11 protein-coding genes are annotated in these 14,681 nt (G+C 38.0%); 5 read left to right on the forward strand and 6 right to left on the reverse strand.

Annotation, left to right across the window (positions count from 1 at the left end; genetic code table 11):
- Positions 1-114: 114 nt before the first annotated feature.
- The 3 genes from F931_RS19935 to glyQ form a co-directional block, all read right to left on the reverse strand.
- A complete protein-coding gene (locus tag F931_RS19935; RefSeq protein ID WP_016142942.1) occupies positions 115-801 on the reverse strand; it encodes a DUF4760 domain-containing protein in 687 nt (228 codons plus the stop codon).
- A gap of 70 nt (positions 802-871) precedes the next feature.
- Entirely contained in the window at positions 872-2,941 is a 2,070-nt protein-coding gene (gene glyS, locus F931_RS19940; RefSeq protein ID WP_016142943.1) for a glycine--tRNA ligase subunit beta, read from the reverse strand.
- Positions 2,941-3,918: a glycine--tRNA ligase subunit alpha gene (gene glyQ, locus F931_RS19945; RefSeq protein WP_002044989.1), complete on the reverse strand. Its 978-nt coding sequence runs from the start codon at positions 3,916-3,918 to the stop codon at positions 2,941-2,943. The genes glyS and glyQ overlap by 1 nt, the downstream gene beginning before the upstream one ends.
- 771 nt (positions 3,919-4,689) lie before the next feature.
- Here glyQ and F931_RS19955 point away from each other — a divergent pair.
- The 3 genes from F931_RS19955 to F931_RS19965 all read left to right on the forward strand — a co-directional run bounded on the left by F931_RS19955 (position 4,690) and on the right by F931_RS19965 (position 7,985).
- Positions 4,690-5,952, forward strand: a complete 1,263-nt coding sequence (locus F931_RS19955; RefSeq protein WP_016142945.1) for a putative DNA modification/repair radical SAM protein — start codon at positions 4,690-4,692, stop codon at positions 5,950-5,952.
- Between the two features lie 2 nt (positions 5,953-5,954).
- Complete coding sequence (locus tag F931_RS19960; RefSeq protein WP_016142946.1) at positions 5,955-6,752, forward strand: TIGR03915 family putative DNA repair protein; 798 nt, start codon at positions 5,955-5,957, stop codon at positions 6,750-6,752.
- Between the two features lie 132 nt (positions 6,753-6,884).
- Positions 6,885-7,985, forward strand: coding sequence for an HPP family protein (locus tag F931_RS19965; protein WP_016142947.1), 1,101 nt, complete (start codon positions 6,885-6,887; stop codon positions 7,983-7,985).
- A gap of 63 nt (positions 7,986-8,048) precedes the next feature.
- Here F931_RS19965 and F931_RS19970 read toward each other — a convergent pair whose 3' ends face one another.
- Positions 8,049-8,303, reverse strand: coding sequence for a PspC domain-containing protein (locus F931_RS19970; protein ID WP_016142948.1), 255 nt, complete (start codon positions 8,301-8,303; stop codon positions 8,049-8,051).
- A 248-nt stretch (positions 8,304-8,551) separates the two neighbouring features.
- Between F931_RS19970 and F931_RS19975 the strand changes: the two genes are divergently transcribed.
- Positions 8,552-9,199, forward strand: a complete 648-nt coding sequence (locus tag F931_RS19975) for a hypothetical protein (protein WP_025470441.1) — start codon at positions 8,552-8,554, stop codon at positions 9,197-9,199.
- Between the two features lie 68 nt (positions 9,200-9,267).
- On the opposite strand, the gene mmgC is transcribed toward F931_RS19975, so the two are convergent.
- On the reverse strand, positions 9,268-11,091 hold the full coding sequence (gene mmgC, locus F931_RS19980; protein WP_016142950.1) for an acyl-CoA dehydrogenase C-terminal domain-containing protein: 1,824 nt from the start codon (positions 11,089-11,091) through the stop codon (positions 9,268-9,270).
- A 256-nt stretch (positions 11,092-11,347) separates the two neighbouring features.
- Here mmgC and F931_RS19985 point away from each other — a divergent pair, with 256 nt between their 5' ends.
- The gene (locus tag F931_RS19985; protein ID WP_016142951.1) at positions 11,348-13,690 is read left to right on the forward strand and encodes a hypothetical protein; all 2,343 of its coding nucleotides are present in this window, start codon (positions 11,348-11,350) and stop codon (positions 13,688-13,690) included.
- Positions 13,691-13,737: 47 nt separating this feature from the next.
- Here the strand turns inward: F931_RS19985 and aroE are convergent, their stop codons facing one another.
- Complete coding sequence (aroE, locus tag F931_RS19990) at positions 13,738-14,526, reverse strand: shikimate dehydrogenase (protein WP_016142952.1); 789 nt, start codon at positions 14,524-14,526, stop codon at positions 13,738-13,740.
- Between the last annotated feature and the right edge of the window lie 155 nt (positions 14,527-14,681).

Here is a 14,681-nt window from a genome sequence, read left to right on the forward strand (position 1 = left end):
AAAGATCAAGTATTATAAATACTTAACTATGCAATACACTTACATCAGCAAACTGGTTATGCAACTGAGCTAATAAATAAAAAATAGTTAACTTTTAATAGTAATCTATATCTTTTACTTTTTCCAACGTATTGCTAATTGTATTAAGTTAATTAATGCAGTGGGCTGTTCTTTTTGGATATCTTCAATATACTTCTCAAAATAGATAAAAGTATTAATAAGTTGACTTCTCATCATCTGTTTTAGAAGAAATTCATCAAATTCATTATTTCTTATACCAATAGAAATATATTCATAAAAGTTAAGTACATATCTAAGATCTAATTTCTCTTGAGTATTCAAATTATCAAATTCAGTAAGACAGTCTTTGTTATTTTGAGTTTTCTTTAATCTTTCAACCGCTTTTGTAATGCTATCGAATTTTTCAGTATAGCTATCTGATAATCTAGAATTCATTAATGCTTGAATCGAATGACTTTTTATAGTGGATATAAATTGGAACCTACCAGCATATAGCCATCCAGTCACAGCAAAAATTACTCCTAAAAAAGTTATAAATTTATCATCAAATAAAAGAGAACTTTTTGCAATTTTTAAACCAAGAAACTTGATTTCAAAAAAGAAGGAATTCCATGTAAAAAAAAGGAGAATTGTTATTAAGGTAAAAGCTATCATTTGATCTAAATGGTAATAACTTTTTGGGCGTACAAAAAAGGTTCTATCTTGAAATAAGTAAAAAGCAAGCCAAACCAGAAAATAAGGTATAACAAGTAAAATAGAATGTAGTATTAAAAATTTCATATTATATATATTTAAAAACCCCACTAAACTTATAGCGGGGTTTATTTAAAATATCAAGAATTATAAGTGCTTAGCCTTGCAACACACTCACATCAGCCACAGCAGTAAACAAGTTACGTAACTGAGCCAATAAACGTAAACGGTTTGCTTTCAGGTCAGCGTCATCTGCCATAACCATTACACCATCAAAGAATGCATCAATCGGCGCACGAAGTGCTGCAAGCTTAGAAAGGGCAGCAGTGTAGTCTTTTGCTGCAAGTAATGGTTCAACCACAGGTGTCACTGCTTGAAGCTCAGCAAATAATGCTTTTTCAGCATCTTCAACCAAGTTCGCTTCAACTACAGAGCCTTCTGGTGCAGCTTCTTTTGCAAGAATGTTAGCAACACGTTTGTTTGCAGCCGCAAGTGCAGCCGCTTCAGGTAATGTGCGGAAGTGGTTTACTGCATTTACGCGCTTGTCAAAATCAAGTGGAGACTTTGGTGCAAGTGCTTGAACAGCCTGAAGTACGTCAACAGCAACACCTTGGTCTTCATACTTAGCGCGGTAACGACCTTCCAAGAATGCAACAGCATCAGCGCGAGTTTTGTCATGATCTTTAACAATGTCGCCATAACCTTGAAGTGCAAGATTCACTAACTCTTCAATCGTTACATCTAATTCATTTTCAATGATTAAGCGTAAGATACCAATTGCTGAACGGCGAAGAGCAAACGGGTCTTTAGAACCTGTAGGCGCTTGTCCAATACCGAAAATACCAACTAGGGTATCTAAACGGTCAGCAAGGGCAATCGTTGTACCTGTTTTGGTTTTTGGTAAAACATCACCAGCAAATTTTGGTAAATATTGCTCACCTAAAGCTTCTGAAACTTCAGTATTCTCGCCTTCAATACGCGCATAGTAAGTACCCGCAATACCTTGAAGTTCTGGGAATTCACCCACAAGTTCAGAGGTTAAGTCGCATTTAGCAAGTAATGCAGCTTTTTCAGCATCGGCTGGGTTTGCACCAGTGATTGGAGACAATGCAACTGCAAGTTTTGCAATACGTGTTGATTTGTCCCAAAGCGTACCGAGTTGTGCTTGGAATACCATGTTTGCTAGTTTTTCTTTACGAGATGCAAGCGGTTGCTTTTGATCTTGCAAGAAGAAGAACTCAGCATCTGACAAACGAGGGCGAACAACTTTTTCGTTACCTTCAATAATTTGAGTCGGATCTTTAGACTCAATGTTTGAAACAGTAATGAAGTAAGGCTGTAATTTACCTTCCGCGTTGATCAAACAGAAATACTTCTGGTTGTCTTGCATTGTTGTAATAAGAGCTTCTTGAGGAACAGCAAGGAAGCGCTCTTCAAAGTTTGCACGTAAAGCCACAGGCCATTCAACGAGGCTTGTTACTTCGTCAAGTAAGTCAGCTGGAACAATTGCAGTTGCGTTCACTTCATCAGCTAACTTTTTCACTTGTTCTTGAATGGTTGCTTGACGCTTTTCAAAGTTAGCAACGACGTAAGCTTTTTCTAAAGCGGCTAAGTAGTCATTTGCATGCGCTAACGTCACAGCTTCAGGTGCATGGAAGCGGTGACCATAAGTCACATTGCCAGCTTTATGATCTTGAATAGTCGAATCAATAATTTGGTCATCTTTGAGTAAAAGAACCCATTTAACTGGACGTACAAACTCGGTGCGGCTTGCAGCAGAACGCATACGCTTAGCAATTGGTAAATTGTCTAATGCTGTTTGTAAAATCTGTGGAAGTAAAGCGTCAAGGCTTTGACCTTTTACCTCTTTTAAATAGCAAACTTTTTCAACTTTACCTGCTTGGAAAGTAGAAAGCTGATCAACTGTAATCCCTTGACCACGCATAAAGCCTTCAAGTGCTTTAGTCGGTTTACCTTCTGCATCATAAGCCGCTTGAACAGCAGGGCCGTCAAAACGCTTTTGTGTGTCCGCTTGAGCAGCATCGATATCTACAATTTTAAGTGCTAAACGACGTGGTGCTGCATAAGCTTCAATAGATGCAAAATTTAAACCTGCATCTTTTAAACCTTTTTCAGTTTCTGCCTGTAAAGCATCACGTAAAGTTTTTAAGCTTTTTGGTGGAAGCTCTTCACAGCCAAGTTCGAATAAAACAGTATGTTTGCTCATTAGTTTTTCTCCGCCTTTGCTGCTTCACTTTCAGCTTGTGCTTTTAACTGTGCCAATACTTCATCACGTAAATGTGGTTCTGCCATTGGGAAGCCAAGTTCTGCACGCGCTTGTACATAACTTTGTGCAATAGCACGCGCTAAAGTACGTACACGTAAAATGTAGCGTTGACGCTCAGTCACAGAAATTGCGCCACGTGCATCAAGCAAGTTAAAGGTATGAGACGCTTTAACCACTTGCTCATAAGCAGGAAGAGAAAGTTTTGCTTCAATTAAACGGTTTGCTTCTGATTCGTAAAAATCAAAGAGTTCAAATAGTTTTTCAACTGGAGCGTATTCAAAGTTGTAAGTCGATTGCTCAACTTCATTTTGATGGAATACGTCGCCGTAAGTTACCGTACCGAATTGGCCTTTTGTCCACACAAGGTCATAAACCGAGTCAACACCTTGAAGGTACATGGCAAGACGTTCTAAACCGTAAGTGATTTCACCTGTTACTGGGTAACATTCAACACCACCGACTTGCTGGAAGTAAGTGAACTGAGTTACTTCCATACCGTTAAGCCAAACTTCCCAACCTAAGCCCCACGCACCTAGCGTCGGAGATTCCCAGTTGTCTTCTACGAAACGAATGTCGTGAGTAAGCGTATCAATCCCGATTGCTTTTAAAGAATCAAGATAAAGCTGTTGGATGTTGTCTGGGTTTGGCTTAAGTACCACTTGGAATTGGTAGTAATGTTGCAAACGGTTCGGGTTTTCACCATAGCGGCCATCTTTTGGACGACGTGAAGGTTGAACGTATGCAGCATTCCAAGTTTCAGGCCCTAAAGCGCGTAAGAATGTTGCGGTGTGGAATGTTCCAGCGCCCATTTCCATGTCGTACGGTTGTAGTACGACGCAGCCTTGTTCGGCCCAATAGTTTTGTAGGGCAAGAATTAAACCCTGAAATGTATCAATATGCGATATAGCACGACTCATGGTGCATCCACTGGAATCAAACAAAAATTGTGGTTAAGTATAAGGATTTTGGTGGTGAGTGGCAAAGGCTAGTTGGGGAATTACGTCCCGTTTTTTAAATGCTGTTTGAGATCTGCTCTGAGTAGTAATATCCAATAGATGACAGCATAGATCAACGAAAATGGACCTAATACATAGAAGAATTCAATCACAAAGAATTCAAACTGTTCTAGTGGTGCGAATATCAACATAAGTAAGGTTGGAATGACGTACGTAAGAAACAGCGCGCTTAGAATGACGGTAAAAAAATTAATACGATGATACCTATGTAATTTAAGTTGAACAAAAATGACAGGAAAAAATACGAAGATGTAGTAGATAATGAGTAAGAATCCAATAAATAATCCGAATTGAAAGATGAAGTTAAAATCAGGCAGTTCAAATCTAATAATGTTGGGGTAAAACATAAAAATAAGAAAAAAGACATAAATAGTGATGGAAGCATAGAGAGGTGTAGTCAATGACAAACATCTCCAAATTTGATCTTCATTTACATTTAAATTACGAATGAGAAGTTTAAAAAAAGAAAAAATGGGATTCAGCATTGGTGTTGTACCCATACAAAAAAGCGAACCTCTTTTTATATCACAGCTTATCTGCTCAATTGCGATATTCCGTTTTATTTTTCGGGGATTGTCACGTCATCTCATGACGCTGAGCGTACTTCACTGGATTAAATTTAAGAATGCAAAATGATATTTTTTAAACGATGCCATAAATGAGTCGTTTGATATGTCTGATCGCATTCGAGAAAAACTACAGATTCTTGCTGATGCTGCTAAATATGATGTGTCTTGTTCATCAAGTGGCAGTGACCGTAAAAATAAAGATAAAGGTCTAGGGGATGCCAGTCATTCGGGTATTTGCCATAGCTATACCGAAGATGGCCGCTGTGTATCTCTCTTAAAAATTCTATTTAGTAATGTGTGTATTTTTGATTGCGCCTATTGCGTTTCACGTCGTTCTAACGACGTCCAGCGTGCGGCATTTACGGTGCAAGAGGTCGTAGACTTAACCATTAATTTTTATCGCCGTAATTATATTGAAGGCTTGTTTTTAAGCTCAGGCATTTTTAAATCGGCCGATCATACGATGGAACGCATGCTTCAAGTGGTGAAGAAGTTACGTCTTGAAGAAAATTTTAATGGCTATATTCATTTAAAAACTATTCCAGGGGCATCGCCTGAACTGATTCATGAAGCAGGTTTATATGCTGACCGGATGAGTATTAATTTAGAGATGCCAACCGAGGTAGGGCTAAAAACTTTTGCACCAGAAAAATCACATGAGGAAGTGCAAAAAGATTTAGGTTTGGTCCGTGACCGACTCATTCAGCTTAAAGATGAACGCCAAATCATTAAGCATGTACCGAAATATGTACCCGCAGGGCAAACTACTCAAATGGTAGTGGGAGCACATCAAGAGTCAGACCAAGATGTCTTGTTTATGGCAGACAAGCACTATAAAGAATTTAAACTTAAACGCGTCTATTTCTCGGGTTATATCCCAATTAATACTGAAAATAATTACTTGCCAGCAGTGGGTTCTGCACCGCCATTATTGCGGGAAAACCGACTTTACCAAAGTGATTGGCTGATGCGTTTTTACGGTTTTGAAGTCAATGAAATCGTCAATGAAAAATTCCCAAACTTAGACCTTGATGTTGACCCGAAATTAAGCTGGGCTTTGAGGCATCCCGAACAGTTTCCAGTAGATTTAAACCGTGCCGATTATCAGATGATTTTGCGTGTACCAGGCATTGGTGTGAAATCGGCGAAGAAAATTGTGCAAGCTCGCCGTTTTGGAAAAATCCATATCGATTTACTTAAGAAACTAGGCGTGGCTTACCAACGTGCAAAATTCTTTATTCGCTGTGAAGACAGTCCAAAATTCCAAAAAGAGTTATCTTCAAGTTTTATTCGGCAGCAGATTTTAACGCAGGGTTCCTCGAAATATGTGCAGCAACTCTCGCCACAATTAAGCCTTGGGTTTTAGTCATGTTTAATGATGAAGTAGCTTACTATTTTGATGGTTCAATGGTTGGGCTGCTGAGCTGTGTGTTTCGTGCATTTCAATTTAAAGAATTGCAGGTCAGACTTTGTTTGAATGATGCGGCTCAACATGGCTTATTTGCTGATAAAATTGAGGTTTCAAATAACGAGCAACATGCCGAGCGTGTTTGGTCTGCCCTGCAAAAAAAGCTTTCATCTTCTTCATTAAAACAATTCTATTTTGCCTCTTTATCTGAATCTTTAGATGCCTATCAACATTTATTTAATTACTGTATTTATGTGTTTACTAGTCATTTTTCTGTAGAAAAAGATTATTCAAATCCTAGTGTTTTAGCGATTGCACAGTGGACGAAAAAGGTCGGACGAGAGAAGCATCGAATGGAAGCTTTTATTCGTTTTAAGAAAACTAAAGATGAGCTTTTTTTAAGTTTGGTACGTCCCGATTTTAATGTTTTGCCGCTTATTCAGCCCCATTTTAAACGGCGTTACCAAGATCAGCGTTGGCTGATTTATGATGAGAAACGTAAGTTCGGGCTATACTATGATTTACAAGAAATACATGAAGTTTCACTCGAGGCTTCTGAAGTTGACCGTAATTTAAAAAATGGAATGAGTCAAAGCTTTCAGCTTGAGCTTGATGAGCAGGAAGTTTTATATGACCAGCTTTGGAAAGATTATTTTAAGAGCGTGAATATTACTGAACGCCAAAATATAAAGCTCCATGTGCAATATTTACCTAAACGCTACTGGCGTTATTTAAATGAAAAATTGATGGAATATTAAAGTTTTAAAATCATAAAAAATAATTCAGCAGGTTTTCTTATTATTCAAAGATATAATTTAAATGCATTTTATGTGGCTTTGGGCGTATACTTTTGCCCGTTATAAATGACGGCATATCCCTAAAGGTGTACTGTGAGTGTTATACAGCGACAATGGTTACAGATTTTAAAACCAAATTTTAAGGTTTTACCTTTAAAAGAACGGTTACTTTGCGGTATTGGAGCGTTGTGTGGTTTAGCAATTTCTTCGCTAATTAGCTGGTATGTTCTAGGGGGGATTAATGCATGGTACATCGCTCCAATGGGTGCCTCATCTGTTCTATTGTTTGCTGTACCGACCAGTCCCTTGGCTCAACCATGGAATGTGATTGTCGGTAATACCTTAGCTGGAATTATTGGCGTTGCTTGTGCACAGTGGATTCCTGACTTAACCACAGCTTTTAGTGTCGCGGTAGGTTTTGCCATTTTTTTAATGATGACCACCGATTCTTTACATCCACCGAGTGGAGCGGTTGCGATTACAGCCGTACTGGGTGGAGCTGCGATTCATAAGTTAGGCTTTTATTTTATTTTTTATCCAGTTTTGCTCAATTCATTGCTTCTATTAGGTTTTGCTGTATTTTTTAACCGATTAATTGGGCGACACTATCCAGTTACTGCACATTTGAATGAACGTAGCAATGACCCAACGCCTACTCAAAAGGTATCGATTCAACCAAAAGATATTGAGTACGCATTAGAGCATCACACTGAACTTTTAGATATTAGCCAATACGACTTAGAAAAAATCATTTTAGAAGCGCAAGAGCATGCCAATGAGCGCATGGTCAATCAATATGTCTGTCAAGATATTATGAGTCGCGATGTGATTAAACTACATGAAGATGATGATATTCATCAGGCATTAGATAAGTTTAAACAAGTGAACCTAATGAGCCTGCCAGTAGTCAATGCAGAGAACCATTTGGTAGGAACTTTAGCGTTATATGAAGTTGTAGAATGGTTTAAGGGGGCAGCAGATCCAAGAAACTCTTGGCAGCACTACGTAAAACAAATTATGAGTCGTCGAGTGGTCACGGTGCTACCAACTCAACCTATTCAAGATTTAGTGCCGTACTTTGTTGAAAAGTCGTTTAACTATATTCCTGTGGTTGAAGATCGCAAACTTATAGGAATGATTAGCCGCGCAGATATGATTGCTGCGTTACAGCAACAGTTAAATCGAAAGCTATAATTTTTAGAATAAAAAAAGCTACGGTTGATTAGGGGATGCAACCGTAGCGACCAAAGTTATAAATTAACGTACTTGTTCTTCATTTACTGTTCGGACGGATTGTCGATAGCCTTCAATATGTTCTGGCTGTTTTTTCGGAATGACTAACCATAAAACCAGATAAACTAAAATTCCTGGAAAGGCAGCACTCATAACTGAAATCAAAACAAAAATGATGCGTAGTAAAGTTACGTTCCAACCAAAACGTTCAGCAATACCACCCATTACACCGGCGATCATGCTGTGTCGGTTCGAGCGATATAAACCAGAACTGGCCATCTAATTCTCCTTAAAGATAAAAAATTACAAGAAGCTATTGCTCTTGCTTAATAGAAATATGGTGACGAAATTAAGGGTTTAAAGTCGTTTAAAAAGTAAAATAGTTAAAATATGTAAAGGATTGAAATGAAGGAAACCAACATCTACTAAAATGCACCTTTTCAGGGCTTAAAGGTTTAAAGCAGCAATCAGCTAGTGCCTGAATTGAGTATAAACGTAGCTGTTGCTGTTATCTGTGAATAATGTATATGTCTTTGAAGTGGTCTAGGTTTTCAGTTAAGCATTTGGTTGTAGTGGCTGCAATGTGCATGACGCTAAGTGCTTGCGATATAAACCATACCAACTCAAAAGATCACTCTACTGCAAGCTCTAATTCTAATCATGAAGAAAATTTAATAAAAAGTAGCGCATCTATAAAAACATTAGATTATGTTGCTGGTCGAACTTTCTTACCTGAAGATACCTCAGATCAAACCCAAAAATTAAACGCAGCTTCATTGCAATATGTCGGGCGATATCACACTCGTATTTCATGTGAAGATGCTTTTGCTGATTGTGAATCGGGTGAAGCGGAGTACATTTTAAATTTATTACCAAATGGGTCGGCTTATTGGAATGTTGTCCATTTTGGTCGTGTAGGAAGTAAAGATGGGGCTAAAAGTGCCGCTGTAAATCAGTTGTGTCCTACTCTAAATTGGAAAGTAGATGAAAAAGAGCATGAGTTAACGATTCAATGTCCCTTATCTAAAGTTAATTTTTATTTTAATCTGGATGCAAATAAAAGATTGGTCACGAATTTAGAAAAATTACTTTATAGTGACTATGGAAAAAATCGTGAATTTTTAGAGCAAAATTATTTTGTTCCAAATCGGGCGTATGTTTTGACTAAAGAATAGATAACCGTTTGATATAAAAAGAGCGCAATATAAATTGCGCTCTTTTTCATTTTACTAATTAAAAATCATTAGTAGTCAAAGCTAAAGTGTTCAACTGGTAATGAGGTTAATGTACGAGATGTAGTCACCATCGATTCTGCATGGCCTTGAGCACGTGGCAATAAACGGTCGAAGTAGAAATCAGCAACTTTGATTTTTGCTTTATAGAATTCAGCAGTTTCTTGGCCATTACCCGCTTCTAATTTCTCAGAAGCCACCACAGCTTGTTGAGCCCAGAAATAAGCCATCATGACGTAGCCTGAGAACATCAAGAAATCTACAGAAGCAGAAGATACGATGTCGCGGTCTTTACGTGCAGCAAGCATGATACGAACGGTTAAAGTGTTCCACTGAGCACAAAGCTTAGTTAAGTCCCAAGCAAAACGGCGTAAATACTTATTACGTGCATGTGCAGCACAGAATTTTAAGATTTCAGCAGTGTATTCACGAACCACTTTACCTTTTGAACTTAACAACACTTTACGACCGATCAAGTCGAGTGCTTGAACGCCAGTTGTTCCTTCATACAAAGTCGCAATACGTGCATCACGCGCGATTTGCTCCATACCCCATTCTTTAATGTAGCCATGGCCGCCGTAAACTTGCATACCGTGGTTAGCAGCTTCTAAACCAAGTTCAGTTAAGAAACCTTTTAAAATCGGCGTATAGAAACCAAGTTTATCATCATAGTCTTCGTAAGCAGCTTGGTCACCACGTGCTAAAGCATCTGTCATTTTGTCAGCGATTTGAGCAGCATAGTAAATCATTGAGCGACCGCCTTCAGCGATTGCTTTTTGAGTTAACAGCATACGACGTACGTCTGCATGGTGAATGATTGCATCAGCAACTTTATCTGGATCTTTTTTACCAGAAAGCGCACGCATTGACATACGATCTTTGGCATATGGTAATGCACCTTGGAAAGATAACTCAGCGTGTGCAATACCTTGAACAGCAGTACCAATACGTGCTGTATTCATGAAGGTAAACATTGCATGTAGGCCCTTGTTAACTTCACCGATTAAATAACCAGTGGCATTATCAAAGTTGAGTACCGCAGTTGCAGACGCACGGATCCCCATTTTATGTTCGATTGAACCACAAGTAACTGTGTTACGTTCACCAACACCATTATCAGCTGTAGGGATGAATTTTGGTACGATGAATAATGATATACCGCGAGTACCAGCCGGTGCATCTGGAAGGCGTGCAAGTACGATATGAATGATATTTTCAGTTAGGTCATGTTCACCGGCAGAAATGAAGATTTTCGTACCAGTAATTTTATAAGTACCATCTGCTTGAGGTTCAGCTTTAGTTTTTACCTGACCTAAGTCTGTACCACATTGAGGTTCGGTTAAGCACATTGTGCCGCTCCAAGTTCCTTCAACCAGCTTAGGCATATAGGTTTGTTTTTGCTCATCAGTACCGAATTGCAAAATAGTGTTCATACAACCAGAACTTAAACCTGGATACATGGTAAATGACCAGTTTGCAGTACCCATCATCTCTGATTTAATCAGATTTAAAGACATTGGAAGGCCTTGACCACCAAATTCTTCTGGATAAGAAAGACCTTGCCAACCGCCCATTACAAATTGGTCATAAGCTTCTTTAAAGCTTTTAGGAGTAGTTACTTCGCCGTTGTCAAAATGGCAACCTTCCTCATCACCAGATTGGTTAAGTGGCGACAATACGTTTTCACAATAATCTGCCGCACCTTCAAGAATCATATCAACTGTATCTGGATCTGCATTTTCACCATTTGATAAAGTTTTATAGTGAGCAGGGTAATCTAATACTTCATTCATTAAGAAGCGGATATCGTGTAGCGGAGCTTTATATGCTGGCATGGCTTTAATCCTAATTTTGAATCATTGTGGGATTATCTGAATCGATGATTTGATTATTCACTCACATGATAAAAATACAATGATAATGACATCCGAAAGAAATGTCAGAAAAGCGAATTTTGTCGAAAATAAATACACCTGAAATTATATTTTCTGCTACATTCAGGACTTATACTTTTATGTGAAAAAACAACTATTTTTTTATTTTTAGCAAGATTCGCTAAAAAGATAAAGCAATAAGGTTTTAAAAAAGGTTATGCATTTAAAATATCTCAGTTTATGTTTATTTAGTTTGGGTTTGACCGCTTGTGCGCAGCATAACCTACGTCCATCAGTAGCATCTACTCAGTTAGATCAAAAAGTCATTCAGGGTATGAATGCAATGTATGAATACCCAAGCTATGACTATCGCGGGCATTTTAAAATTAATGTTGATTCAAATCAGTCAAAGAAAATAAATAATGATGAAAAAACAGTACAGTTAGATGCTGTAGTGCAAAAAAAAGTAGATCAATATTTACGTGAACAAAAAATTAATTTGAATAAAAAACAGAAGCAGGCGCTTTATGCCGCAATTGCAAATGAGCAAGCGGATTTAGGTGTATCTGGTGAATCACGCTCAGAAAAAATAAACGCCGTATTAATTAATTTATTAAATGATCTTCAATTTAGCTACGATGGTTCAGTTCATTATCGTCAAAAAATGGGGTCTTTAAATCTCACGGCAAGATATGAAAAACCGACGCTTTTGGTACAGGCAAAATTGCCAATGGTACTGGATCTGAAGGATTATAAATTTTACGTCAATTATTTCGGATTAATGCCTTATCTGGTCAATAAAGATAATCAAAATAACTTGGCGTATGTCGATTTTTCAAAATATAAAAACCTGTTTACAAACGTGGATATGAAGAAATTCGTTGAATATGCGAAAGCTTCTGGTGCGGTATCATATCGTTTGGCCGAACCACAAAATTTACAGCGTTTATCGGTTAGTGACGCTGAGCGTAAAGCGGGTATTGTAGAGAAAATTCGTTTAAAAGATACGGTTGAAGCTTTGTTGCTGCAATCGGAACTCTATGGGCAGGTCAATGAAAAATATCTGCAAAAAAATGTTTTCGGTTTTGATGAAGAAAAGATTGCCGAAACTATAGCAACTGATTTAGCTGCTTCGGAAGCGAAGAGTAAAGAGGGTAATGCTGAGGGGCAAAAAGTTTCTTCTGAAGATGCAGCCGCAGTTAGCCAGCAACTTTATTCACTTATTAATGCTCATTTTGGCAATACATTGGCTTCTGAGGAAGATAGTGAAGATCAAGCCAATGCAGCTCAAGATGTTGCAGCAGCCGAGGAAGCTTCTGATTCAGCTCAAGCCGAAGATGTTGCTGTAGCAGATGCTGAAGAAGTCACACAAGATGAAGAAGTAGCTTCACTTACACAAGACCAGTGTGTTGAATTACAGTCTCTAAAAAAACCAGTTGCCTTAGGCGATATCAATTACTGTCAAATTTACGGTATTGATGTGCTTGACCAGAGCGCTGTAAATACTGAAAAAACTCAGGTTAAAGCGCATCGAGCTGCTCTAAAACAAACTTTCGCTGCTTATGATCAAAACCAGTTTGTTGACGATGAAGCATTTAAAGCACTATGGATCAAACATAAGGCAGAAATTGAACAAGCTTTACCAAAACAAAAAAATCCAATTACGGTTGATGTAGGGTTGGATGAAAAAGGCCGTTTAGTCAACGCAGATTATGATATTGCCTATACACCATCTGAATTTAATCATCGCTTTAATATTAAAGCAGATATGCAAATTTTAAATTATGGTAAAGCGACCTCAATTAATCAGCAGCAACTTAAACAAGCGAAATCAGTTGCAGAAGCAAGCAAAGGTTCTTTATTTGAAAACTTCATAAAAGGGTTTAGTGAAAAACTTGGACAGAGTGATGTTTCTGAACATCCAGTTGGCCCACATAGCGATGTACAAGATTTAGATTCAAGTCTAGCACTGTTGGCTAACCAAACTTATGATGCAACGCATGCTTATGACAAAACGTATAAGGCTGTTTTTATTGCAAAATTGACTGCTGGAAAACCGTCATATATTAATTATTACTCAGTTCAACAGTTACAAGAAATTGCCGAGGTTTATGCTTACTGGTTCTCTGAAGAAGAAACTTATAATCCTCAAGGTAAAGCTTTAGAACGTATCGAGACATTACAGAAAAAGCATCATCTTGAGCAAGAAGATCAATTTGATAATGACTTAGGTCGAGCTGTGGACCATATTGTAATCACAACAATACAAGGTGAAGCTGGGCGTGAAGCATGGCAAAAGCTACAGAAACAATATAAGCAACCAGAGCAGCTTTTCTCAAAACAGTATCAATTAGAATTTGAACAACAAAATGGTGCTTCTGCTGAAGAAAAACAATTGTTGTCACAAACGGCAGATATTTTAGGTAAGGTCTATGTCGCTGCACGTAAACAGCAACTTACGGAAAAAACAATTCAGAATTTAAAACCTGAACATAACGAATTTATTGATTATGAGATTTTCCGAAAAGTTTATAAGCAGATGGTTACAGCGAAAAAATAAAAGATGAGCCTAAAAAGAACCTACTGATGTAGGTTCTTTTTTTTGATTTATAGAAAATCTTTTAATTCTGGTTTTACGCCGTTCCAGATATAAAAGGCTTCAATAGCTTGACCGACTAGCATGCCAAAACCTTCTGCATAAGGTACGTTGCGTTGTTTAGCTTGATCAAGAAAGCTAGATGGCTTGCCATAAGCCATTTCATAGGCATATTTGAAGTCTAAATTTTCCGGTAGTTGTAAAGCATCACCAGACAAACTTGCAGAAGTTGCATTAATGACAATATCAAATTTCCCTTCTAACTCATTTAGAGAAATTGCTTGTAATTGAGCTTGCGGGACTGCTGTTTTTAAGTCGTCTACAAGTTGTTCAGCGCGAGCAAGCGTCCGGTTTGCAATCACAATCTTTTTAGCGCCAGCCTGCACAAGCGGGTAAATAACCCCACGAGTTGCACCACCAGCCCCTAAAATTAAAATAGTAGTATTTTCTAGCTTCCAATCTAAAGCTTGAATTGCGGCAACTAAGCCTTGGCCATCTGTATTGTCACCATGCAATTTGCCATTTTCCATCCATAGTGTATTTACGGCTTTGGCAATTTGAGCACGTTCAGTCAGCACATCACACAAAGCAAAAGCCTGTTCTTTAAATGGTACGGTAACATTCATGCCACTTCCGCCATTTTCAAAGAAACTACGCATACTCGATTCAAAACCATCAAGAGGTGCAAGACGTTTTTGGTAGTCTAGGTCAACACCAGTTTTTTGAGCGAAAGCATGATGCAATTCAGGAGAGCGTGATTGTTCGATTGGGTTGCCAATTACTGCAAACTGTTTGGTCATTCTTATATCCAAAATTTTAAAATGGCATGAGGCAGATAAAGTCTGTACTGAATTTTCAGTAGGCCTCACTATAAGCCAAATTAGAATAAGAAAAAATATTTGAATGAGGTTCAGAAAATTGAAAATAAAAAAGGAGATTCTCTAGGGTGGAAGCC

It is taken from the genome of Acinetobacter pittii ANC 4050 (assembly GCF_000399685.1).
GTDB lineage: Bacteria > Pseudomonadota > Gammaproteobacteria > Pseudomonadales > Moraxellaceae > Acinetobacter > Acinetobacter pittii_E.